This window comes from Rhodococcus sp. 1163 (assembly GCF_002091985.1).
Lineage (GTDB): Bacteria > Actinomycetota > Actinomycetes > Mycobacteriales > Mycobacteriaceae > Rhodococcoides.
In genome coordinates, this window is sequence record NZ_MKKX01000038.1 from 346249 (window position 1) to 370201 (window position 23953).

The following is a 23953-nucleotide window of genomic DNA, read 5'->3' on the forward strand; positions in this document are numbered from 1 at the left end:
GCCATGCGCCCTAACTCCAGGACCCCGCGTCGAAGAATTCGAGTGCGTTCTCGAGAACCAGGCCGGCGACTCCGTACTTTTTGGCCGACAGATCGTGGCCTGCACCGGAAATCTCGATCGTGGCGGTATGAGCAGGCATCAACGCGATTGCATCGGATAGCTCGGCGGGTGAACCGAACGGGTCCTTTGTGCCGTGTACGAACATCGTTCGAGTGCGCAGCTGGGGGAGATGCGCAGTGCGTGCCTTCTCCGGTTTTCCGGGCGGGTGCAACGGATACGACATCAGAATCAGCCCATCGACCAGTTCTGGCTGTTCGGCGACGAGCATCGATGCCTGCCGACCCCCGTACGAATGGCCACCGAGCAGAATGGGGCCGCGGCGCAGCCTGCGGAGGTACGTCACAGCTGTTTCGATCGACGCGCGGTCCGCATCGGCCTTCGACGGATGCGGGGGACCGGACGGCTTTCGCCGTCGGAACGCCAGATCGAAGCGTAGAACAGTGAATCCTCGCGCCGACCACGCATCGGCTGAAGCAGCAAGGAGCGGAGCATCGAAGTTTCCACCTGCGCCGTGAGTGAGTGCGAGAGAACCCACCGAGCGTCCCGACGGCGTGTGCAGGAAGCCGCGCACCTCGGCTTCATCGACGAACTCGGGCACGTCGACATCGTCGGATTCTTCGGTCATTCGTTCCGGTCGTCGGCCGTCGACGTGCTGTCGGCGGTGTCCTCGGAATGGTCTTCTTTCAAGTTTCCCTCGTCATCGACCATGTCAGCGAAGGCCGTACCCGACACCATTCCGTTGGTGCCAGGAAGAACAATCGTCGGTCTTGAACCCGGGTCGTACTTGGCATCGATGCCGGCCACCTCCTCTTCCGCACGCTTGTGCGCGTCGGAACTGATCTGAGGTTCGCTACCCTCGGTGCTCGGTTGGTTGTCGTCGGCCATCGCAGGCGTCCTTTCGATCGCGGGCTGGAAATCCAGAGTGCACGTCTATGACGTGCATCACCACTCGCGATCGGCGGTAAACATCTCGGCAGACCTGAAGACACAAAAAAGACCCCGGCCGCATCGGCCGGGGTCTATTCGTATGGTGCGCGATACTGGGATTGAACCAGTGACCTCTTCCGTGTCAGGGAAGCGCTCTCCCGCTGAGCTAATCGCGCAAGATCAGAAGTTGAAGGTCGGGAACCTTCGCTTCGTTACGAGGTGGAGACGGGAATCGAACCCGTGTGCACGGCTTTGCAGGCCGTTGCCTCACCACTCGGCCACTCCACCAACGGGCCCTAGTCCCTCGAGCGGATGACGGGATTCGAACCCGCGACCCTCACCTTGGCAAGGTGATGCGCTACCACTGCGCCACATCCGCATGCTCCTCAGAGGCAGTTGCTCTCTCTGCGGTGCGGTCAAAACATTAGACCAACGGCAGACGAACTCACAAATCACGTGGTCAGAGGCCGGTTTGAGTGGGTCGAGCTGCGTGGAACGGTCATGAAGGGCTCAGTGGACGACGTCCTCCGGATGAAGTCAGGGCGATTCGGGATTCATTGGGGGCTTCTGTTAATGTTCTGCCTCGTTCGGCGAGAGTCGAAACACGGTCCCGTGGCTCAGTGGGAGAGCGTCCGCTTCACACGCGGAAGGTCGCTGGTTCGATCCCAGCCGGGACCACAAGATTGCAACAAGCCCCCTGCCCTTACGGGTTGGGGGCTTGTTGCATGTTCGGGTCGTTTCATGTTCCGGAGTCGTATGTTCCGAGCGCGAGTTCCGGATTCGTCTAATCTGGGACGGTGGCAGCCGACGACGTTCGCACCGATCAGGCGGAGATCGATAACGAGGGCAGTGTTCTCGACCGACTTTCCCAACGGAGGCAGCGACTTCGCGACAAGATCGGGTCGAATGCGGCGCTCGACCTGACCTATCGCATCGTGGTCGGTGTCGTCGGGCTTGCAGTCCTGGTTCTCGGCATCATTGCGATCCCGTATCCGGGCCCGGGCTGGCTGATCGTCTTCGCCGGGTTGGGGATCCTCGCATCCGAATTCACCTGGGCGCATCGGCTCCTACAGTTCGCCCGCGGGAAGTACGACGCGTTCATGGATTGGTTCTCGCGACAGCCGATCGCAACCAGGGCAGCTGGGGTGCTGTTCACCGCAGGTGTGGTCCTTGCGACGCTGTGGTTGATCGGTGGTCTGTATCTGGTCGCCGGTTGGGTCGGGCCGGACTGGCAATGGCTGGCGAGCCCACTCTGACCATGCAGGCCGGAGTGAGTTAAGAGTCCGAAGTGAGTTCCCGATAGGCTGTCCTTCGGTCTCACCAGACCGATATGACCTATCGAGGAGTACATCACCGTGACCATGCCCGTAACAGACGTCTCACCCGCCCGCATCATGGTGCCGGCTGGAACGACCGCTGGAACGGCGTTACGGGACACAGGTCTCCCCAACAAGGGGCCCGACGCCATCGTGGTGGTCCGAGATGCCGAAGGTCGCCTTCGTGATCTGTCGTGGGCTCCTGAGGGTGATGCCGAGGTCGAGCCGGTGGCCGCGAACACCGAAGACGGTCGAAGCGTCATTCGTCATTCGGCCGCACACGTCCTCGCGCAGGCCGTCCAAGAGCTCTTTCCGGACGCCAAACTCGGAATCGGTCCGTTCATCAAGGACGGCTTCTACTACGACTTCGACGTGAAGACTCCTTTCACTCCCGAAGATCTGACTGCTCTCGAGAAGAAGATGAAGCAGATCGTCAAGGCCGGCCAGCGATTCTCGCGGCGGTTGTACGAGTCGATCGAGCAGGCACGCGAAGAACTCGCAGACGAGCCGTACAAGCTCGAGCTCGTGAACGACAAGTCCGGCATCGACGATCCCGAGATCATGGAAATCGGCGGCGGTGAACTCACCGCGTACGACAACTTGAATCCCCGAACCGGAGAACGCATCTGGGGGGATTTGTGCCGCGGGCCGCATATCCCGACGACCAAATACGTGCCGGCGTTCAAATTGACTCGTAGCTCCGCCGCATACTGGCGCGGAAACCAGGACAACGCGGACCTGCAGCGGATCTACGGCACTGCCTGGGAGTCGACCGAGGCGCTGGACAAGCACCTCGAGCTGCTGGCGGAAGCCGAGCGCCGAGACCACCGCAAGTTGGGTTCGGAGCTCGACTTGTTCAGCTTCCCGGACGAGCTGGGCTCCGGTCTTCCGGTTTTCCACCCGAAGGGTGGCGTGATCCGAAACGAGCTCGAGAACTACTCACGACAGCGTCATATAGAAGAGGGCTACGAGTTCGTCAACACTCCGCACATCACCAAGGGACATCTGTACGAGGTTTCCGGCCATTTGGATTGGTACCGCGACGGCATGTTCCCCGCGATGCATCTCGACGCCGAACTCGATGAGGACGGCGAGGTGCGCAAGCCCGGCCAGGATTACTACCTCAAGCCGATGAATTGCCCGATGCACAACTTGATCTTCCGCTCGCGTGGTCGGTCGTATCGGGAATTGCCACTGCGCATGTTCGAATTCGGGTCGGTGTATCGCTACGAGAAGTCCGGTGTGATTCACGGACTCACTCGAGTGCGCGGAATGACCCAGGATGATGCTCACATCTTCTGCACACGGGATCAGATGCACGAAGAGCTTACTCGGGCACTTGAATTCGTGCTCGGCCTCCTGAAGGATTACGGGCTCGACGAGTTCTATCTCGAACTGTCGACCCGTAACCCGGAGAAGTCCGTGGGAAGCGACGAGGTGTGGGAGGAGGCAACTAATACTCTCGCCGAGGTCGCGGCCGCATCGGGCCTGGACTTGGTGCCGGATCCCGGCGGTGCCGCGTTCTACGGCCCGAAGATCTCGGTGCAGGCCAGGGACGCTCTCGGTCGAACCTGGCAGATGTCGACCATCCAACTCGATTTCAACTTGCCCGAGAGGTTCGAGCTCGAGTACACCGCGTCCGGTGGCGCCAAAGAGCGTCCGGTCATGATTCACCGGGCTCTGTTCGGCTCTATCGAGCGATTCTTCGGCCTTCTGACAGAGCATTACGCTGGCGCGTTCCCAGCGTGGCTGTCACCGGTACAGGTCGTCGGCATCCCCGTCGCCGAAGTCCATCAAGACCATTTGTTCTCCGTGGTTGCCGACTTGAAGAAGCTCGGGATTCGTGCGGAGGTCGACGCTAGCGACGACCGGATGCAGAAGAAGATCTTCAACCAGACCGCACAGAAGGTTCCTTTCATGCTTCTGGCAGGGGAGCGCGACGTCGAGGCAGGCGCTGTCAGTTTCCGATTCCGTGACGGCACCCAGGTCAACGGTGTCCCGACAGCTGATGCGGTAACGCTGATTGCCGACTGGATCACCGCACGCACCAACACATCTCCTACTGCCGCGCTCTTTCTTCCCGACACTTCAGGAGTGAGCTGACAATGCCCGAACACGATGCGGCGATCGTCGACACCGGTCTCGGTCATCCCGATCGTCTGCAACGGTTGTGGACGCCGCATCGGATGTCGTACATAGCCGAGGCGCCCGGGGCGAAAAATCAGTCGAGCGAACCGTTCTCCGACATTCCGCAGATGAGTGACGAGGATGGTCTTGTCGTGGCGCGGGGTGAGCAGGTCTATGCCGTGCTCAATCTCTATCCGTACAACCCCGGGCACACGATGGTCGTGCCGTACCGGCGTGTGGCCGCACTCGAGGATCTCACCTCCGCCGAGAGCGCCGAATTGATGGAGTTCACTCAGCACACCATTCGCGTGATCAAAAGGGTGTCGCGGCCACACGGCTTCAACGTGGGTCTCAACCTGGGTGCTGCTGCCGGCGGTTCGTTGTCCGAGCATCTGCATCAGCACATCGTTCCCCGATGGGGAGGCGATGCGAACTTCATCACCGTGATCGGCGGCACCAAGGTGATGCCTCAGTTGCTACGCGAGACTCGTGCTCTGCTGGCATCGGCATGGAACGAATGAGTCGGCGCGGCGACGGGACGTCGTCATGCTGAGTGTCTTCGGACGGGCGTCGGTATCGAAGCTGACCGCCCCGCTGGGTAAGGCGCTGAACAGCACCGGGCTGACACCCAACTCCGTGACGCTGATCGGAACGGTCGCGACAGTGACGGCCGCGGTGACGCTCTTCCCGGGCGGCTACCTGTGGTGGGGATCAGTCGTCATCACGTTGTTCGTCTTGTTCGACATGCTCGACGGTGCAATGGCTCGGGCCAGAGGCGGTGGCACCAAGTACGGTGCGGTTCTCGACGCCACCTGCGACCGGGTCGCCGATGGTGCCATTTTCGGTGGACTTGCGTGGTGGGCGGTGTTCACCGAGAACGACAAGCCATTGCTGATCGCAACGCTGATCTGCCTCGTGACTTCGCAGGTCATCTCCTACGCCAAGGCGCGCGCCGAAGCATCAGGTCTGTCTGCCGACGGTGGTTGGATAGAACGCCCGGACCGTCTGGTGATCGTGCTCGTCGGCGCCGGATTGACCGGTGTCGGTCGCCATTTCGACATTCCTTGGCTACAGAGCCTTATCTATCCAGCGATGTGGATTCTCGCAGTGGCGAGTGTGGTGACAGTCTTTCAGCGAGTACTCGCCGTACGGCGTTCCGAGGGCGCACGCGAGATCATCTTCCCGCCGACCACGCCGCCCGAAGCCGGATCCGATGGGAAGGCCGAATAGAGATGACGCTCGTCGAGCGCGCCACCGATGCCGGGTATGCCGCAGGGTGGCGAGTAGTTCGAGCGCTTCCGGACCCGTTGGCTCGGAAGCTGTTCGACAAGGGTGCCGATGTCGCTGCACGTCGCGGCGGTGGCCCGGAGCAACTGCGAAAAAACCTGGGCCGAGTGCTCGGTGTGCACCCGAACCTGGTGCCGGACGAGTTGATTCGTGACAGCGTCCGATCGTATGCCCGTTACTGGCGTGAAGCGTTTCGGCTGCCGTCGATGGATTTGAACTCCCAGGCCGCGGTCATCGACAAGTGTGTTTACGGGCGCGAGCATCTCGATGCCGCACTGAGTGCGGGTTCCGGGGCGGTGCTCGCTCTGCCGCACAGTGGGAATTGGGACATGGCAGGGATGTGGTTGGTCCGCACCTATGGTCGTTTCGCCACTGTCGCGGAACGACTGAAGCCAGAATCGCTGTATCAGCGGTTCGTCGACTACCGCGAAGGCCTCGGATTCGAGATATTTCCGCTCAGCGGGGGAGAAACCCCACCCTTCGCTGCATTGTCGGAGCGGCTTCGAGCCAACGGGGTCGTCTGCTTGCTCAGTGAACGAGACCTGGCGAAACATGGTGTGCCGGTCTCGTTCTTCGGAGAACAGACCCGGATGGCAGCCGGGCCTGCGAAGCTCGCCGTCGATACCGGGGCACACCTGCTACCGGTACACGGTTACTTCGACGGTGACGGCTGGGGTTTCACCATCTCACCTCGCATCGACGTCAGCGAGGGTGTCTCCGCTGCCACTCAGGCGCTCGCCGATTCGTTCGCCTCGCAGATCGCCGAGCACCCAGCGGACTGGCACATGTTGCAACCCCTGTGGATGTCCGACCTTTCGGAGAAGCGAAGAGCACGAATCGAGGAGTCGTGAAGATCGGGATGGTCTGCCCGTACTCCTTCGACGTTCCGGGTGGAGTGCAAGCGCACGTACAACAACTTGCCGAAGTGTTCATCGAGCGTGGACACCGGGTCAGCGTGTTGGCACCGGCATCGGAGGAGACTTTGCTCCCGGACTTCGTCGTCTCGGCCGGTGAGGCATTGGCGATTCCGTACAACGGCTCTGTTGCCCGCCTGCGTTTCGGACCCGTGACATATTCGAGAATCCGTCGATGGATCGGCGAGAACGATTTCGATGTTCTGCACATTCATGAGCCCAATGCGCCGAGTCTGTCGATGCTCGCCCTCAAAGCCGCCGAGGGGCCGATCGTCGCCACTTTTCATACCTCGACCACGAAGTCGTTGATACTGAGCACTTTCCAAGGGGTGCTTCGGCCCTACCACGAGAAGATCAGCGGCAGAATTGCGGTATCCGAGCTTGCTCGACGGTGGCAGGTCGAAGCCCTCGGTGGCGATGCCGTCGAGATCCCCAATGGCGTCGACGTCGCCGCGTTCGCGCACGCCCCGCTTCTGCTCGGTTATCCGCGAGCGGGGAAAACCGTGCTGTTTCTCGGGCGTTTCGACGAACCGCGTAAAGGGATGGGGGTGCTCCTCGGTGCCCTCCCGTCGCTCGTAGCGCGGCATCCCGATATCGAGATTCTCGTCGTCGGTCGCGGTGACGAGGACAAGCTGCGGAACGAAGCAGGGGCGCTAGGCCATCATCTGAGATTCCTCGGACAGGTCGACGACGCGGAAAAGGCCTCTGCGATGCGAAGTGCAGACGTCTACTGCGCGCCGAACCTCGGTGGTGAGAGTTTCGGAATCGTGCTCGTCGAAGCGATGGCGTCGGGAACAGCGGTCGTTGCCAGTGAGCTCGATGCGTTTCGTCGAGTGCTTCGCGACGGTGCCGCCGGGCTTCTCGTTCCGATCGGCGACTCCGAGGCGCTGGCGACCGCTGTCGACTCCTTGTTGTCCTCGGAGAGACTACGGGTCGGATTGGTCGAAGCCGCAGGTAGAGCCGTCGTCGACTACGACTGGCCGGTAGTCGCCGAACAGATCATGCGCGTCTACGAGACCGTCACCGTCGGAGGCCAGAAGGTGCGGGCCGCGAGCTGATGACGTTGTCTGCATTGACGATTCTCGTAGTGGGCTTGGTCTCGGTGGTGATACTGATCATCGGCCTGTGGGCCTACGCCACGGCCAATCGTTTGGATCGCCTTCATGTCCGGTCGGACCTCGCATGGCAATCACTGGATTCGGCATTGGCCAGACGTGCCGTGGTGGCCCGTGCAGTATCGGCAGCGACTCGCGATCAGCTCGAAGACAGCAAACGGCTCGCAGCGTTGGCCGACACCGCCGAAAGGGCAGAGAGATCGCGACGTGAGGACGCCGAGAATGCTGTGTCCGGGGCACTCGCGGCTCTCGATCCGGCTGATCTTCCGCCGCAACTTGTCGCCGAATTGGCAGATTCCGAAGCGCGCGTATTGATCGCGAGGCGTTTCCACAACGACGCGGTGCGGGACACCTTGGCGCTGCGAACGACCACTCCGGTGCGGATCTTGCATCTGGGCGGTACCGCGCCCTTGCCGACGTACTTCGAAATTGCCGAAAGATCGGCGTCGGAGACCTTCGGTCACAAGGAACGAGCCGTGCAGCGGACCTCGGCGAGAGTGGTTCTCGTCGACGAACGCGGGCGGGTTCTGTTGTTGCGAGGACATGACCCGATCGTTCCCGAAGTCTTCTTCTGGTTCACGATCGGCGGCGCGGTCGAATCCGGTGAGAGTCTGCGTGATGCAGCGGTGCGTGAGGTCTACGAGGAAACCGGACTCGAAGTCGATGCGGCCGATCTCAAGGGCCCGATGTGGCGGCGGGTAGCCACGTTCCCTTTCAATGGAACGCTGATTCGGTCGGAAGAGCTGTTCTTTGCGTACCGCACTCAGGAGTTCGAACCTCAGCACGGTGGCTTCACCGATTTCGAACGACGAACCGTCACCGGTCACCGTTGGTGTGAGGAGGACGACATCCGAGCTTTGGGTGCGACAGGCGAAACCGTCTACCCCCTCGAACTCGCCGAGCTACTCGACGAAGTCAACATCGTGCTCGCCCGCCGAGTCGAACCGGACGTCCGAGCCATTCGCTGACTCCTTCGGGCGAGAAGATCGCCTGCTCGGTGATCGAGGGCTACCAGTCCAGCAATCGCCGAGTGGTTATAGGTGGTGATCGAAGGCCAGCCTAGAATCGACCTCGAACAAATACGTCCTTTCGGATCCGCGGGCACATGCGCCCGCTGCCGTTGAAGGACGATTCGACATCGAGAACGCATTCGATCAAACACAGGAGTTTACCGTGAGTACCCCCACCGAGACCGACACCAGCGGCTCCGAGGAGAAGGTTTCGAAGCCCGGAATCGGAACCTCCCGTGTCAAGCGCGGCATGGCCGAAATGCTCAAGGGCGGCGTGATCATGGACGTCGTCACCGCTGAGCAGGCCAAGATCGCCGAAGACGCAGGCGCGGTCGCAGTGATGGCACTCGAGCGCGTCCCGGCAGACATTCGTGCGCAGGGCGGCGTGTCTCGAATGAGCGATCCCGACATGATCGACAGCATCATGGCCACCGTGAGCATTCCGGTGATGGCCAAGGCACGGATCGGCCACTTCGTAGAGGCTCAGATCCTGCAAAGTCTCGGCGTCGACTACATCGACGAGTCCGAGGTCCTTACTCCGGCCGACTACGCGAACCACATCGACAAGTGGAACTTCACCGCCCCGTTCGTGTGTGGCGCGACCAACTTGGGCGAAGCCCTGCGTCGGATCACCGAGGGTGCTGCAATGATTCGCTCCAAGGGCGAGGCAGGCACCGGGGACGTATCGAACGCAACAACGCACATGCGTAAGATTCGCGACGAAATTCGTCGCCTCACCTCACTTCCCGAGGACGAGTTGTACGTCGCGGCAAAGGAATTGCAGGCACCTTACGATCTCGTCGTGGAAGTTGCACGCGCGGGGAAACTCCCGGTCACGCTCTTCACCGCAGGCGGCATTGCAACGCCCGCCGACGCGGCGATGATGATGCAACTCGGTGCGGAGGGCGTGTTCGTCGGTTCGGGAATCTTCAAGTCGGGCAACCCCCAACAGCGCGCAGAGGCGATCGTGAAGGCGACCACCTTCTTCGACGACCCAGACGTGCTGGCCAAGGTGTCGCGCGGTCTCGGCGAAGCAATGGTCGGAATCAACGTGGACGATCTCCCGGTTGGGCACAGGTTGTCCGAGCGCGGCTGGTGAACTTTCTTCGGTGACGGATCCACCGGGTTCGTCACCGAAGCCGGACCGCAGGCCGATCGGGATGGTCCCAGCGAACCCAGAGCGCCGGTCCCGCGGACGCAGTGCCCTGGCGTAGGTCCATCTCACGGTAGTAGGTGAGTAGTGGCTCTATTGTCCACTGGTCCTCGGGCCGTGTCCGACGACGCAATGCTCCTGCCGAGAGGTCGAGTCGGATCGTCGCGTCGACGTCTAGCCCTCGGCCGAGCAGCATCGGTCCGGCAAGGATCACTACGTGCGTCTGTGCTGCCTCGCGCAACGTAGCGCGTGCCGAGCGATCGCTCTTCTCGTCCCACAAGCGGGGTAGGAACTGTCCTCGACCGCCGGGACGCAGTGGGGCGATCACTTCGCGTTCGATCGCGTCGAAGTCGAACCAGCTTGTGCGATAAGTTATTTCGTCTGTTCTGGAGTACTCGAATCGAAGCGAGGCAGGGCGAACGAAGTCGTGAAGGTCCACCACGTCGCACGGGCGACCGGTACTGGAAACGAAAGCGCTTGTCCGATAGGCGAAGTCGACAGGGTCAGCGCCGTCCGGCCCGTCGACAACCGCGACGCAGCGACGGCCCGACGGAAGCAACGCGCTGAACGTCTCGACTAGTCGGGCCGGCGAGATCGGTTCGAGTTGGGGCATACAGAGCATCCTGCCCTGCACGGGCTCAGGTCGCGGTGGCCGCAGATCGCGTTCGTCTCCTTGTTAGCCTTCAGGCAGCTGGTACAGAAAGGTGGATCATGGCGAGTATCGAAGACATTCTCGAGCTCGAGCGCATCGAGGACGACATCTTTCGCGGTCGAACATTTCCCAGTCTGCTGCAGCGGACATTCGGGGGACAGGTTGCCGGACAGGCGCTGGTTTCTGCCGTCCGAACGGTTGGCGAGCAGTATCGCGTCCACTCGTTGCACGGATACTTCATTCGGCCGGGCAACCCGACCGAGCCGACGATCTATCTGGTGGACCGCCTCCGCGACGGGAGGTCGTTCAGTACGCGTCGGGTCACGGGTATTCAGGCTGGTAAGCCGATCTTCACCATGTCCGCGTCCTTTCACGTCGACGACGAGGGAATTTCACATCAGGACACGATGCCCAAGGTCGTCGACCCCGAGTCTCTGCCCGACTCGCGTGATCTCCCGGATGGGGGAAGTCCGTTCTTTCGCGAATGGAAAGAATGGGACGTCAGGCTGGTTCCGGGTGAGCAGACCGAGAAGCATCCGGATTTTGCCGCCCAACAGCGCGTGTGGTTTCGGTACCGAGACAAGCTGCCGGACAATCAGGTGTTCCACGTCTGCACCCTCGCCTACATGAGCGATATGACGCTTCTCGGGTCGGCATTGGTGCCGCATCCCGACGTGTCGACACAGACCGCCTCGCTCGACCACGCCCTGTGGTTCCTGCGGCCGTTCCGGGCCGACGAGTGGTTGCTGTACGACCAGACTTCGCCGTCCGCGGATTTCGGTCGGGCGCTGACGCAGGGACGAATCTTCGACCGGCAGGGGCGGATGGTCGCTGCCGTTGTTCAGGAGGGGCTCATGCGTTTCGATCGCAACCCCGACCGGGTGAACAAAGACTTGGCCAGGCCCCAGTGAGTGGTCCCAGGATCGGTGTCCTTGCGCTGCAGGGGGACGTCCGCGAGCACCTCGCCGCCCTGAATTCTTGTGGTGCCACCGCAACGCCGGTTCGCAGGCCGCGCGAACTGGACGAGGTAGATGGATTGGTGATTCCCGGTGGGGAATCGACGACGATGAGTACTTTGCTGTCCGTCTTCGACCTGCTCGAAACCCTCAAAGCGAAGCTGAAGGACGGGTTACCCGCCTACGGGTCCTGCGCGGGGATGATCTTGCTTGCGTCGGAGATTCTCGATACTCGTCCCGACGCCCAGCATCTCGACGCACTGGACATCACTGTGCGGCGCAATGCGTTCGGCAGGCAGGTCGACTCGTTCGAAACGGACCTGACGTTCGCGGGAATCGAAGGTGAGAAAGTGCGCGCGGTGTTCATTCGTGCGCCGTGGGTGGAACGGGTCGGGAACGACGTCGAGGTGCTGGCCGAAGTTCCCGATGGCCCGGCCGCTGGTCGGATCGTTGCAGTCCGGCAGGGCGCCGTGATGGCGACGAGCTTCCATCCGGAAGTCACCGGTGACCGCCGAGTCCACGAACTGTTCGTAGACTTGGTACGCAAGACCTAGTGGAACGCAGGGCCCAGTAGTACATGCAGGGCAGTTGCCGGATGGTCGAACCGAGATAGTGGATCCCTCTCACCCGAGCACATGCGTAAAGTACACAACACTTAGCTGAAGCAGGAAAGGGGCTCCATCGCATGAGCGGCCACTCCAAATGGGCCACCACCAAGCACAAGAAGGCGGTAATCGACGCGCGTCGAGGTAAGTCCTTCGCCAAACTCGTCAAGAATATCGAGGTGGCGGCCCGCACCGGTGGTGGCGATCCAGTGGGTAACCCCACCCTGTTCGATGCCATTCAAAAGGCGAAGCGCACGTCGGTTCCCAACGACAACATCGAGCGTGCTCGCAAGCGCGGCGCAGGTGAAGAAGCCGGTGGCGCCGACTGGCAGACGATCATGTACGAGGGATACGGCCCCAGCGGGGTGGCGATGCTCATCGAGTGCCTGACCGACAACCGCAATCGGGCTGCCGGAGAAGTTCGCGTCGCCATGACGCGCAACGGCGGCAACATGGCCGATCCGGGCTCGGTGTCCTACCTGTTCACCCGCAAGGGACTTGTCACGTTGGAGAAGAACGGGCAAAGCGAGGACGACGTGCTGATGGCCGTCCTCGATGCAGGTGCAGAGGAGATCACCGACAACGGAGATACCTTCGAAATTGTCAGTGAACCAACCGACCTCGTTGCGGTCCGCACTGCACTGCAGGAAGCAGGCATCGAGTACGACTCGGCGGAGGCCACCTTCCAGGCGTCGGTGTCCGTTCCCGTGGACGTAGACGGCGCCCGCAAGGTGTTCAAGCTCATCGACGCACTGGAAGAGAGCGACGACGTGCAGAACGTGTACTCGAACGTCGAACTGTCCGATGAAGTGATGGCTGCACTCGACGAGGAGTGAAACCGGTCGGGGCGGGAAGACGGACCTCGCTTACGGGTGTCGCGCACCCGATAGGTCGCACCGCTCCGATACGCTATCGAACAACAGTTCGTAAGCGGAAGGTGTCAGTGTGCGAGTGATGGGCGTCGATCCAGGTTTGACCAGGTGCGGTCTGAGCTTGATCGAAGGCGGGGCCGGTCGCAGTGTCGTGGCACTCGATGTAGACGTGGTGCGAACGCCGCCCGATATGGATCTGGCACAGCGTCTACTCCTGATATCCGAGGCCGCGGAGTACTGGTTGGATACGCACAAGCCGACGGTGGTCGCGATCGAGCGCGTTTTTTCGCAGCACAACGTGCGTACGGCCATGGGTACCGCCCAGGCTGGGGGAGTCATCGCGCTTGCGGCAGCTCGTCGCGGTATCGACGTCTGTTTTCACACTCCGAGCGAGGTCAAGGCTGCAGTTACCGGCAACGGTAGCGCCGACAAAGCGCAGGTCACCGCGATGGTCATGAGAATTCTCGGTATGCAGACCGCCCCTACGCCTGCCGATGCCGCGGATGCGCTGGCACTGGGTATTTGCCATTGTTGGCGGGCGCCGATGATGGCCAGAATGGCGCAGGCCGAAGCAATGGCCGCGCAGCAGAAGAGGAAGTACGAGAATCGGCTCGCCGAGGAACGTAAATCGCGGGCACAGGCAGCGCGGAAGGTCGAACGCGCCAGGCTTGCATCCACCGCCGCTCCGGTTCGTGCCGCAGGACAGGTTCGTGCCGCAGGACAGGCTCGTGCCGCAGGAGAGGTAGGGACACGATGATCTCCTCGATCAGCGGCGAGGTCCTCGACATCGCCCTCGATCACGTGGTCATCGAGGCGTCGGGTGTCGGATACCGAATCAATGCGACGCCCGACACACTCGGCACGTTGAGCCGAGGATCGGCGTCGAGATTGCTGACGACGATGATCGTCCGCGAGGACTCGATGACCCTCTACGGCTTTTCGGACAGTGAATCGCGTGAGCTGTTCTCGCTCTTGTTGTCGGTCTCCGGCGTAGGCCCCCGCATTGCCATGGCGACATTGGCGGTACTCGATCCTCAGTCGTTGCGGACCGCACTGGCAGACAGCAACGTGGCCGCGCTGACCAGAGTTCCGGGAATCGGCAAACGAGGCGCCGAGCGCATGATCGTGGAATTGCGTGACAAGGTCGATGCGATCGTGGCAGCAGGGAACACCACGATCGTGCAGTCCGGACCCGGAACGGTCAACTCCGTTCGTGACCAGATCGTCGAGGCGCTCACCGGACTCGGCTTCCCGGCCAAGCAGGCCGAGGACGCGACGGATTCGGTTTTGGTCGAGAGTCCGGATGCATCCACGTCGGCGGCTCTAAGATCCGCGCTGGCCTATCTGGGTAAGAGCAGATGACCGGAGATCCGGAAGAGGAATTCGCAGACTCTCAGCTCGCGGCCGGATTGATCGCGGACGACGCAGATGTCGAGACGAGCCTGAGGCCCAAGACCCTCACCGATTTCATCGGCCAACCACGCGTGCGTGAGCAACTGCAGTTGGTGTTGACAGGCGCCAAGCTGCGCGGCAGTACCCCCGATCACATTTTGATGTCCGGTCCGCCGGGCCTGGGTAAGACCTCGATGGCCATGATCATCGCGCAAGAGTTGAACACCTCGTTGCGTCTCACGTCGGGACCGGCGCTCGAGCGAGCAGGCGATCTAGCGGCGATGCTCAGCAATCTCGTCGAGGGTGATGTCCTCTTCATCGACGAAATACATCGGATTGCGCGACCGGCAGAGGAAATGCTCTACCTGGCCATGGAGGACTTTCGGGTCGACGTCGTGGTGGGAAAGGGTCCGGGAGCAACGTCGATTCCCCTCGAAGTAGCACCGTTCACCCTGGTAGGGGCAACTACTCGATCGGGAGCGCTGACCGGACCGCTACGTGATCGTTTCGGGTTCGTCGCGCACATGGACTTCTACGAACCTGCGGAATTGGAACTGATTCTCCAGCGATCGGCGGGCATACTCGGTGTTCCGATAGACAAGGCTGCGTGCACCGAGATCGCTGGCCGCTCGCGAGGCACACCGCGCATCGCCAACCGGCTTCTGCGCCGAGTTCGTGACTACGCGGAAGTACGCGGTGACGGCACCATCACCAAGGCCACAGCCCGCGCGGCTCTCGTCGTCTACGACGTCGACCAACTCGGTCTCGACCGGTTGGACAGAGCGGTGCTCAGCGCGCTGATTCGTAGTTTCGGCGGCGGACCGGTGGGAGTGTCCACTCTTGCTGTGGCCGTCGGGGAAGAACCGGCAACCGTCGAGGAAGTATGCGAGCCCTTTCTGGTTCGCGCAGGGATGGTCGCCCGCACACCCCGTGGTCGAGTCGCCACTGCTGCGGCATGGCTACACCTTGGACTCGTACCGCCGCCCGATCTGGCCATCGGCGGAATTTCCGTTCGAACCAACGAGGCTCAGCAGGAGTTATCCGAATAATCTGCTGATAATCGGTGGGAGCTGACCGGATCGTGGGTCCGGTAATGGCACACTGGTCCTTTGCGTGGTTCTTCAGTACAGCCGTGGTGACCGAATTGTCGCCTACTTCGGCTGTACGCGAACGTAAGAAACCACCATGAAGACACCGTGGGCATGAAAGCCGAAACCGATAGACAACCGAAACTTCGAGGACTGACGTAAAAGATGGAACTGCTATTCCCCCTTCTCATCGTGGCTCTGCTCGTGCCGATGTTCCTGAACGTCCGGCGCCAGAAGAAGGCTCTTGCCCAGACTCAGACTCTGCAGGATTCGCTGAAGATCGGTGACGAAGTGGTCACCACAGCCGGTCTGTACGCCCGGGTGGTGCTGGTCGAAGACGACACAGTGGACCTCGAGATCGCCGACGGCATCGTGACGACATGGTCGCGCGCCGTCGTGAAAGAGGTCTTGCCCCCTGATGTCGACGATCTCGATTCCGACGTCGCCGGTACCGCGGACGTCATCGAGTCCGACGTTGCGACTCCGTCGCTCGAGAAAAGCACGACACTCGAGAAGGACGTATCCCCGTCGTCTTCGGAAGAGACCGTGGAGCAGAGCGCACGTCGTCTCGAAAAAGAGTGATCGACCTGTGAACGAAACCGCTGCCGGAGAAACTCCGGCAGCGGTTTCGCTTGCCGCGCACATGCTGCACAGTTCGTCTGGAATCACCTGTTCCGACGCGTATCACCCGACATCAGACCGCTTGCGTCCCCTGATCGACCGCATGTTGTCCCACGCCAAGAGGAGAATCACACACCGTGGCACCTTCCAGCGGATCGGTGCATCCAGCCCGCTATCTCGCCGTCTTCGCGGTATTGATGGCCGCTGTGTATGCGCTGGTCTTTTTCACCGGAGACAAGTCGCCAACTCCCAAGTTGGGAATCGACCTGCAGGGTGGCACGCGTGTCACGCTTACCGCCAGGACACCTGACGGCAGTCAGCCGAGTCAGGACTCTCTGAAGCAGGCGCAGCAGATCATCGAGACTCGCGTGAACGGGCTCGGTGTGTCCGGGTCCGAAGTGGTGATCGACGGCGACAATCTCGTAATCACCGTTCCCGGTGACGACAGTTCGCAGGCACGTTCGCTCGGCCAGACCGCACGGCTCTTCATTCGTCCAGTGTTGACCGCAGCGCAACCGGCGGCAGGACAGCCGGCGCCAGGAGAGCAAGCCCCTGCGAACGGAACACCTGCGCCCGCGGCGGGCGAGCAGGCTCCGGTCGGCGAATCGGTACCTCAGGGCCGTCCGTTCCCGGCACAGGACCCGAGCGCGGTCGATCCGGTCCCGGTGGCCCCTGCCACCGGCGATCAAGGCAGCCCCGACGCTCCGGCGGCAGTGACACCCACAGAGGTCTCCGAAGCCGATCAGGCAGCCAATCAGATCACCGAGGCGAAGGCGCTACGGCAGAGCGAGGACCCTCAGGTTCAGCAGGCCGCCCTCGCAACGATCGATTGCAATGCACCCGATCCACTGCAAGGCAACGACGATCCCGCATTGCCCCTCGTCGCGTGCTCGACCGACGGCACCTCCGTGTATGTACTCGGGCCGAGCATCATCGACGGTCAGCAGATCGACGATGCTACGTCGGGTTTCAACAGCCAACAGTCACGCCACGAGGTCAGTCTGAGTTTCGACTCGGAAGGTAGTAACACCTGGGCGAAGTTCACCGGCGCCAACATCGGCAAGCAGGCGGCATTCACACTCGACTCGAAGGTCGTCAGTGCACCGCAGATCCAGGGTGCGACACCTGCCGGGAGCGCCACCTCGATTACCGGCCAGTTCACCGCGCAGAGCGCCTCGGAGTTGGCGAACACCCTGAAATACGGTTCACTGCCGCTGTCCTTTGCCTCGTCGGAAGCAGAAACAGTGTCCGCGACGCTTGGGCTTGCGTCGTTGGAGGCAGGTTTGATCGCCGGCGCCATCGGTCTGGTGTTGGTCCTGCTCTACTGCCTCGTCTACTACCGCGCGTTGGGCCTGTTGACGGCACTGTCGCTGGTGCTGGCAGGCCTGATGGTCTACGGAATTCTGGTTTTGCTCGGGCGGTGGATCAACTTCACCCTCGACTTGGCAGGCATTGCCGGGTTGATCATCGGTATCGGCATGACAGCGGACTCGTTCGTCGTGTTCTTCGAACGAATCAAGGACGAGATTCGTGAGGGTCGAAGCTTCAGATCTGCGGTGCCGCGAGGCTGGGCACGTGCGCGAAAGACAGTCCTGTCCGGAAACGCGGTCAGCTTCATCGCCGCTGCCGTGCTCTATGCACTTGCCGTCGGGCAGGTTCGAGGTTTCGCTTTCACTCTCGGCCTGACGACGATCCTCGACGTAGTGGTCGTCTTCCTGGTGACCTGGCCGCTGGTCTACCTGTGCACGAAGTCGAAATTCTGGTCGAAACCAGGTGTCAACGGCCTCGGTGCAGTGGCAGAGGTCGCGCAGGAACGCAAGCGGGCGGCTGCCCGAACGACATCGAGTACGGTCTCGGCCGACGCGTCGACCAAGGGGGCGTGATATGTCCGATTCACCGGAGAAGAACACTTCAGAACCGACCTCGACACTGCTGACAGATTCCGGTGCCGAGCAGATGGATCAGCCGCAGCACAGTTGGATGAATCGTCTGTACACGGGCACCGGAGCCTTCGAGATTGTCGGTCGACGTCGCTTCTATTACATCTTGACCGGAACGATCGTCTTGATCTGCCTGTTGAGCATCGCCGTCCGTGGATTCACCCTCGGAATCGATTTCGAAGGCGGTACCCGGATTCAGATCCCGGCCGCCGACAACGTCAGTACCGAGCAGGTCGAGAAAGTATTCGCCGACACCCTCGGATTCGATCCGGTGTCGGTACAGACCGTCGGTTCCGGTGCCGCTGCCACCGTGCAGGTTCGTTCCGAGGCGCTCGATGCTGCCGAAGTGAATTCGGTCAAGACCGCTCTGTTCGATTCTTTCGAACCGGTCGACGGGAACGGAGTTGCGTCCCCGAATGCGATCAGCATCTCCGATGTGAGCGAAACCTGGGGCGGACAGATCACCCAGAAAGCACTGATCGCGCTGCTGGTGTTCCTCGTCATCGTCAGTATCTATATCTCCATCAGGTACGAGCGGGACATGGCGATTGCTGCCCTCGCGGCACTGGTGTTCGATCTGTTCGTCACGGCCGGTGTCTATTCGCTGGTCGGGTTCGAGGTCACACCCGCGACAGTGATCGGTTTGTTGACCATCCTCGGCTTCTCGCTCTACGACTCCGTGGTGGTGTTCGACAAGGTCGAAGAAAACACGAGGGGGATTCTCAATCTCAGGCGCAAGACCTATGCGGAACAGGCGAACCTGGCTGTCAACCAGACGCTCATGCGCTCGATCAACACGACGGTGATCGGCGTACTGCCGGTGCTGGCTTTGATGGTCGTCGCCGTATGGCTGCTCGGAGTCGGAACGCTGAAGGACCTCGCACTCGTACAGTTGGTGGGCATGATCGTGGGCGCGTACTCGTCTATCTTCTTCGCAACACCGCTGCTCGTGACCATCAAGGAAAAGTGGGGACCGGTCGCCGGTCATACCAAGAAGGTGATGGCCAAACGAGCTGAGGTTGCACAGCGCGTAGGCGTCGTCGGCATGGTCGAGTCCTCGGCCGCTACCGTGCCCGCGCCGGCCACACCGCAGCCAGGCTCGAGGCCTACAGGAAAGCGCAACAAGAAGAGGCGTTGATCACGTGCGAGTCTGTCGAACAACTGTCGCAAAGGCGGTGGCGGCTGGACTGGCTGCCACCGTCACCGTGGCTACGGCCGCGGGGTGCTCGGCGTCCGAGGATCCAGTTCCGTCCATCGGGTACGCCGTCGACAACGTCGTGTCCACGTACAACGCTCGAACTGTGGACGGCGCCGCGTCCGGGGCACGCCAGGCGTTCCCGCGCGTCCAGACCGGATTCACCTATCTCGGACCCGAGGGAGAGGCGCTGTCCGACAACGACATCGGAAGCGCGTCGGTGGTGCCCGCCGCCGCGCTGACCGTTCGCTACGTGATCGCTCCACAGGCTGTCTACTCCGACGGTGTCCCGATGACCTGCGACGACCTCGTGTTGGCCTGGGCTGCCCAGAGCGGCCGTTTCACCTCCGGTGAGGGCAATTCTTCGCTGTTCGACGCTGCGTCGACTGCGGGGTACTCCGACATCGACAAAGTCGACTGTGTGACCGGTACGAAGGAAGCCACCGTGACCTTTGCGCCGGGGCGGTCCTACCTGGACTGGCGCAGCTTGTTCGGTGCGACATCGCTGCTCCCGGCACACGTCGTCGCACGTGCAGCGAACGTCCCCAACATCGTCGACCCGATCGACAGTGGGGATTTGGACGCGGTGGGCCGGATCTCCGATTTCTGGAACACCGGCTGGAACTTCGCTCCCGACGCGATCGATACATCCCTGATGCCGTCCAACGGCCCGTACCGTGTCGATTCCTATACCGCCGACGGTGGGCTGGTTTTGGTAGCCAATGACAAGTGGTGGGGCGTCCCACCCGAGACGGAACGAATCATCATCTGGCCCAAGGGAACCGACATCCCGGCGCGCAGCGAAGCAGGCGATCTCGAGGTCGTCGACTCCGGTGCCGGGGGAGAGGAACCCACCGACGGCTTCGACCGCACCGACTTTCCCTCCAAGGGTGTCGAACAGTTGACGTTGGCTACCGGAGGAACCCTTTCTTCGCCGGCGGTGCGGCGAGCGCTTGCCTCGTGCATTCCTCGTCAGCAGCTGTTCGACGAGGTAGGGCATTCCGGATACGACAAGAGTGTCGGGATCGGATCCGGCGTCGTCGACGCCAGACTTGTGCAGTCCGATACCCTGCTCTACCCGCCGGTGTCGGCTACTGCGGCCGGGCGTTATCGCCAGCCGGACACGACCGCATCGTCGTCCGAACTTCGGGCCGCCGGTGTGACTAACCCGACAATCCGGATCGGTTACCTCGCTCCGGATGCACGTCGCGGGGACATTGTGTCCACTATCGCTGCCTCGTGCGGTCCAGCAGGAATCAACGTTGTCGACGCATCGTCCGCTCAGTTCTCGCCCTCCGCCCTCCAGCGTGGCGAAGTCGACGTGGTACTCGGATCGACCGCGTCGGCGTCGGGAGCGGCTGGCGCCGTGTCCGACGCGGCTGCCCGGTACAGCCTGCGTGGTGGCGTCGGTAGCAACGTGGGCGGCTACGACAACAGTCGGGTGAATGCGATCGTGGATCAGCTTGCCGTCGATGCATCCGACGCAAGTTCTCTCGCGGTAGCGACGGAGGGCGAGAGCATCCTGTGGAACGATATGCCGTCGTTGCCGCTGTTCAACCAGCCGAGGACGCTCCTCGTATCGGACGGGATGAAGAACGTCGTCGCCAATCCGACCGCGGCGGGTGCGGGCTGGAATATGGATCGGTGGATACTCCTCCGGTGAGCAAACACAGTGAGACAACTTTCAACGTGAACGCGTTGGCCGAGACCGCCTCGGCAAACATCGACCGATTGGTCCGCTGGGCGGACGACTTCCCGGTCCAGGGCGTACGTTTCGCCGATCTGACACCGGTGTTCGCCGATGCGGACGGACTCTCGGCGGTCATCGAAGCGCTGGCAGTGGCTGGAACGGGCGCGGATCTCGTGGCAGGTATCGACGCTCGCGGGTTTCTGCTCGGTGCCGGCGTAGCGCTTGCGCTCGGATCCGGTGTACTCGCGGTGCGCAAAGCCGGCAAACTTCCTCCGCCCGTCGTATCGCAGCGGTACGAGCTCGAATATGGATCCGCCCAACTGGAGATCCCCGAATCCATCGACTTGGTAGGTAGGCGTGTACTCGTCGTCGACGATGTGCTGGCGACCGGGGGCACGATCGCCGCGACGGCGACATTGTTGCGCGCACGTGGGGCACAGGTCGTAGGAGCTGCCGTCGTACTGGAGATAGCGGAGCTTCAAGGCCGCTCCAGGTGCGATGGGTACCCGCTCACCTCCTTGAAAAATGTGTGAGGACTAAAGTCGGACCACGGAGCGTGTGTGCCCGGTGCAAGACCAGGCCATGAACTCAAACGCGGCAGGAGGCGATCAGCGTGACCAGTTACCTCGACCAACCCTCGCCCGAACGGCCCGCTTCGGATTCCGCGACGCCCGAATCGAATACGGCCGTTCCAGCCGTCCCGCCGACAGCCGGACGCGGGTCTGTGCCGGCTGTTCCTACGTCGGCATCGAGAAGGGTTCGCGCTCGTCTGGCCCGCCGGATCACCGCTGGTCGCTCGGCTGCCGTCAAACCGGTTCTCGAGCCTCTTGTCAGTCTGCATCGGGACCTGTACCCGAAGGCCGATCTCGCGTTGCTGCAACGTGCCTACGATGTCGCTGACGAGCGGCACGCCACGCAGATGCGCAAGTCGGGCGACCCCTACATCACGCATCCGCTTGCAGTGGCGAACATTCTCGCGGAGCTCGGGATGGATACGACCACGCTCGTCGCTGCTCTGCTGCACGACACTGTCGAGGACACGGGATACTCGCTCGCGCAACTCACCGAGGAGTTCGGTGAGGAGGTCGCGCATCTCGTCGATGGGGTCACCAAACTCGACAAAGTAGCGCTCGGCAGCGCGGCCGAAGGCGAGACCATTCGCAAGATGATCATTGCCATGGCACGCGATCCCCGCGTGTTGGTGATCAAGGTCGCCGACCGACTCCACAATATGCGGACGATGAGGTTTCTCCCGCCGGAAAAGCAGGCGCGTAAGGCCAAGGAGACCTTGGAAGTTATTGCGCCGCTTGCTCATCGTTTGGGGATGGCGACGGTCAAGTGGGAGCTCGAAGACTTGGCGTTCGCAATCCTGCACCCGAAGAAGTACGACGAGATCGTCCGACTGGTCGCGGACCGAGCGCCGTCCCGTGACACGTACCTCGAGAAGGTTCGAGCGGAGATCAACGCATCGTTGTCGGCGTCGCGCATCAGCGCCGTGGTGGAGGGGCGCCCGAAACACTACTGGTCGATCTATCAGAAGATGATCGTCAAAGGCCGCGACTTCGACGATATTCACGACCTCGTCGGCGTTCGTATTCTGTGCGACGAGATTCGTGATTGCTACGCGGCTGTCGGCGTCGTGCACTCGTTGTGGCAGCCGATGGCCGGGCGATTCAAGGACTACATCGCCCAGCCCCGATACGGCGTCTACCAATCGCTTCACACGACTGTGGTCGGGCCCGAAGGAAAACCGCTCGAGGTGCAGATCCGCACCCGGGAGATGCACAGGACAGCGGAGTTCGGTATTGCCGCGCACTGGCGATACAAGGAGACCCGAGGCAAGCACGGCAACGACAACGCCGAGGTCGACGACATGGCCTGGATGCGTCAACTGCTCGACTGGCAGCGTGAGGCAGCGGATCCGGGGGAGTTCCTCGAATCTTTGCGGTACGACCTCGCAGTCAAAGAGATCTTCGTGTTTACCCCGAAGGGTGACGTTGTAACCCTGCCTGCGGGTTCGTGCCCGGTCGACTTCGCATACGCGGTCCACACCGAAGTCGGGCACCGTTGCATAGGAGCACGCGTCAACGGCAGGCTCGTCGCACTGGAACGCACCTTGGACAACGGCGAGGTGGTCGAGGTTTTCACCTCCAAGGCCGCCACCGCGGGTCCCAGCCGTGATTGGCAAGGTTTCGTAGTCTCTCCGCGTGCCAAATCGAAGATCCGACAGTGGTTCGCCAAGGAACGCCGAGAGGAGGCACTGGAAGCGGGTAAGGACTCGATCGCCAAGGAAGTCCGTCGCGGAGGTCTACCGCTTCAGCGTCTGATGAACGCGGAATCGATGTCCACCATCGCGCACGAATTGCGTTATGTGGATGTCTCCGCGCTGTACACGGCGGTCGGTGAAAGCCACGTATCTGCCCAGCACGTCGTACAACGCCTGGTTGCTCACCTGGGCGGGGTGGGCGACGTCGAGGAAGAGCTTGCCGAACGTTCGACACCGTCGACAATTCCCACTCGGGCCCGGCCGGTCGGTGACGCCGGCGTGCTCGTCTCGGGCTCGGAAGGCATCGTGGCGAAGTTGGCGAAATGCTGTACTCCGGTTCCGGGTGACGAGATCCTCGGATTCGTCACCCGCGGAGGATCGGTCAGCGTGCACCGAACCGACTGCACCAACGCCAAGTCGCTGGAGGAGCAGTCCGAACGGTTCGTCGATGTGCAGTGGGCGCCTTCGGCGTCGTCCGTCTTCCTGGTTGCCATCCAGATCGAGGCCCTTGATCGGCACCGACTGCTTTCCGATGTCACGAAGGCTCTGGCTGACGAGAAAGTCAACATTCTGTCGGCATCGGTGGCGACCTCAGGGGATCGAGTCGCCATCAGCAAGTTCACTTTCGAGATGGGCGACCCGAAGCATTTGGGACACGTTCTCAACGTCGTCCGCAACGTCGAAGGCGTCTACGACGTCTACCGCCTGACCTCGGCGGCCTGAGGCTCCACGGGCGCGGTCGAGCGGCGTGTACGCGCGCTCGACCG

23 protein-coding genes and 4 tRNA genes are annotated in these 23953 nt (G+C 61.9%); 21 read left to right on the forward strand and 6 right to left on the reverse strand.

Annotation, left to right across the window (positions count from 1 at the left end):
* Positions 1-10: 10 nt before the first annotated feature.
* The 5 genes from BJD99_RS19330 to BJD99_RS19350 all read right to left on the reverse strand — a co-directional run bounded on the left by BJD99_RS19330 (position 11) and on the right by BJD99_RS19350 (position 1366).
* Positions 11-685 (reverse strand): alpha/beta fold hydrolase, encoded by a 675-nt coding sequence (locus BJD99_RS19330; protein ID WP_084348766.1) that lies wholly within the window; start codon positions 683-685, stop codon positions 11-13.
* Entirely contained in the window at positions 682-945 is a 264-nt protein-coding gene (locus tag BJD99_RS19335; RefSeq protein ID WP_084348767.1) for a hypothetical protein, read from the reverse strand. The genes BJD99_RS19330 and BJD99_RS19335 overlap by 4 nt, the downstream gene beginning before the upstream one ends.
* 143 nt (positions 946-1088) lie before the next feature.
* Positions 1089-1163, reverse strand: a tRNA-Val gene (locus tag BJD99_RS19340).
* Between the two features lie 41 nt (positions 1164-1204).
* Positions 1205-1275, reverse strand: a tRNA-Cys gene (locus BJD99_RS19345).
* Positions 1276-1294: 19 nt separating this feature from the next.
* Positions 1295-1366 (reverse strand) — tRNA-Gly (locus BJD99_RS19350).
* Positions 1367-1593: 227 nt separating this feature from the next.
* Here BJD99_RS19350 and BJD99_RS19355 point away from each other — a divergent pair.
* From BJD99_RS19355 to pdxS, 9 genes are all read left to right on the forward strand, one after another.
* Positions 1594-1665, forward strand: a tRNA-Val gene (locus BJD99_RS19355).
* Positions 1666-1784: 119 nt separating this feature from the next.
* The gene (locus BJD99_RS19360) at positions 1785-2243 is read left to right on the forward strand and encodes a TIGR02611 family protein (protein WP_084348768.1); all 459 of its coding nucleotides are present in this window, start codon (positions 1785-1787) and stop codon (positions 2241-2243) included.
* Between the two features lie 105 nt (positions 2244-2348).
* On the forward strand, positions 2349-4406 hold the full coding sequence (thrS, locus tag BJD99_RS19365; protein WP_143542246.1) for a threonine--tRNA ligase: 2058 nt from the start codon (positions 2349-2351) through the stop codon (positions 4404-4406).
* 2 nt (positions 4407-4408) lie between these two features.
* The gene (locus BJD99_RS19370; protein WP_084348770.1) at positions 4409-4951 is read left to right on the forward strand and encodes an HIT domain-containing protein; all 543 of its coding nucleotides are present in this window, start codon (positions 4409-4411) and stop codon (positions 4949-4951) included.
* A gap of 25 nt (positions 4952-4976) precedes the next feature.
* Positions 4977-5660 (forward strand): phosphatidylinositol phosphate synthase, encoded by a 684-nt coding sequence (gene pgsA, locus BJD99_RS19375; protein ID WP_084348771.1) that lies wholly within the window; start codon positions 4977-4979, stop codon positions 5658-5660.
* A gap of 2 nt (positions 5661-5662) precedes the next feature.
* On the forward strand, positions 5663-6568 hold the full coding sequence (locus BJD99_RS19380) for a phosphatidylinositol mannoside acyltransferase (protein ID WP_084348772.1): 906 nt from the start codon (positions 5663-5665) through the stop codon (positions 6566-6568).
* A complete protein-coding gene (locus BJD99_RS19385; protein ID WP_084348773.1) occupies positions 6565-7689 on the forward strand; it encodes a glycosyltransferase family 4 protein in 1125 nt (374 codons plus the stop codon). Before BJD99_RS19380 ends, BJD99_RS19385 begins: the two co-directional genes overlap by 4 nt.
* Positions 7689-8714 (forward strand): NUDIX domain-containing protein, encoded by a 1026-nt coding sequence (locus tag BJD99_RS19390; RefSeq protein WP_084348774.1) that lies wholly within the window; start codon positions 7689-7691, stop codon positions 8712-8714. The genes BJD99_RS19385 and BJD99_RS19390 overlap by 1 nt, the downstream gene beginning before the upstream one ends.
* A 205-nt stretch (positions 8715-8919) precedes the next feature.
* Complete coding sequence (pdxS, locus tag BJD99_RS19395) at positions 8920-9855, forward strand: pyridoxal 5'-phosphate synthase lyase subunit PdxS (RefSeq protein ID WP_084348775.1); 936 nt, start codon at positions 8920-8922, stop codon at positions 9853-9855.
* 31 nt (positions 9856-9886) lie between these two features.
* Here the strand turns inward: pdxS and BJD99_RS19400 are convergent, their stop codons facing one another.
* The gene (locus tag BJD99_RS19400) at positions 9887-10522 is read right to left on the reverse strand and encodes a hypothetical protein (protein ID WP_084348776.1); all 636 of its coding nucleotides are present in this window, start codon (positions 10520-10522) and stop codon (positions 9887-9889) included.
* A gap of 98 nt (positions 10523-10620) precedes the next feature.
* Here BJD99_RS19400 and BJD99_RS19405 point away from each other — a divergent pair, with 98 nt between their 5' ends.
* From BJD99_RS19405 to BJD99_RS19460, 12 genes are all read left to right on the forward strand, one after another.
* Positions 10621-11472: an acyl-CoA thioesterase II gene (locus BJD99_RS19405; RefSeq protein ID WP_084348777.1), complete on the forward strand. Its 852-nt coding sequence runs from the start codon at positions 10621-10623 to the stop codon at positions 11470-11472.
* Entirely contained in the window at positions 11469-12071 is a 603-nt protein-coding gene (pdxT, locus tag BJD99_RS19410; RefSeq protein WP_084348778.1) for a pyridoxal 5'-phosphate synthase glutaminase subunit PdxT, read from the forward strand. The genes BJD99_RS19405 and pdxT overlap by 4 nt, the downstream gene beginning before the upstream one ends.
* A gap of 131 nt (positions 12072-12202) precedes the next feature.
* The gene (locus BJD99_RS19415; RefSeq protein WP_084348779.1) at positions 12203-12958 is read left to right on the forward strand and encodes a YebC/PmpR family DNA-binding transcriptional regulator; all 756 of its coding nucleotides are present in this window, start codon (positions 12203-12205) and stop codon (positions 12956-12958) included.
* 109 nt (positions 12959-13067) lie between these two features.
* Complete coding sequence (gene ruvC / locus BJD99_RS19420) at positions 13068-13751, forward strand: crossover junction endodeoxyribonuclease RuvC (RefSeq protein WP_084348780.1); 684 nt, start codon at positions 13068-13070, stop codon at positions 13749-13751.
* Entirely contained in the window at positions 13748-14356 is a 609-nt protein-coding gene (gene ruvA, locus BJD99_RS19425) for a Holliday junction branch migration protein RuvA (protein ID WP_084348781.1), read from the forward strand. The genes ruvC and ruvA overlap by 4 nt, the downstream gene beginning before the upstream one ends.
* Positions 14353-15435, forward strand: a complete 1083-nt coding sequence (gene ruvB, locus BJD99_RS19430; RefSeq protein ID WP_084348782.1) for a Holliday junction branch migration DNA helicase RuvB — start codon at positions 14353-14355, stop codon at positions 15433-15435. The genes ruvA and ruvB overlap by 4 nt, the downstream gene beginning before the upstream one ends.
* A 204-nt stretch (positions 15436-15639) precedes the next feature.
* Entirely contained in the window at positions 15640-16056 is a 417-nt protein-coding gene (gene yajC, locus BJD99_RS19435) for a preprotein translocase subunit YajC (protein WP_084348783.1), read from the forward strand.
* Between the two features lie 176 nt (positions 16057-16232).
* On the forward strand, positions 16233-17978 hold the full coding sequence (gene secD / locus BJD99_RS19440) for a protein translocase subunit SecD (RefSeq protein ID WP_179142422.1): 1746 nt from the start codon (positions 16233-16235) through the stop codon (positions 17976-17978).
* A 1-nt stretch (position 17979) separates the two neighbouring features.
* The gene (gene secF / locus BJD99_RS19445) at positions 17980-19173 is read left to right on the forward strand and encodes a protein translocase subunit SecF (RefSeq protein WP_084348784.1); all 1194 of its coding nucleotides are present in this window, start codon (positions 17980-17982) and stop codon (positions 19171-19173) included.
* 37 nt (positions 19174-19210) lie between these two features.
* Positions 19211-20893, forward strand: coding sequence for an ABC transporter substrate-binding protein (locus BJD99_RS19450; RefSeq protein WP_256895923.1), 1683 nt, complete (start codon positions 19211-19213; stop codon positions 20891-20893).
* Positions 20890-21453 carry an adenine phosphoribosyltransferase gene (locus tag BJD99_RS19455; RefSeq protein WP_373270564.1) on the forward strand — a complete coding sequence of 188 codons (564 nt, stop codon included), beginning with the start codon at positions 20890-20892 and terminating at the stop codon, positions 21451-21453. Before BJD99_RS19450 ends, BJD99_RS19455 begins: the two co-directional genes overlap by 4 nt.
* 80 nt (positions 21454-21533) lie before the next feature.
* Entirely contained in the window at positions 21534-23909 is a 2376-nt protein-coding gene (locus BJD99_RS19460; RefSeq protein WP_084348786.1) for a bifunctional (p)ppGpp synthetase/guanosine-3',5'-bis(diphosphate) 3'-pyrophosphohydrolase, read from the forward strand.
* Positions 23910-23953: the final 44 nt, after the last annotated feature.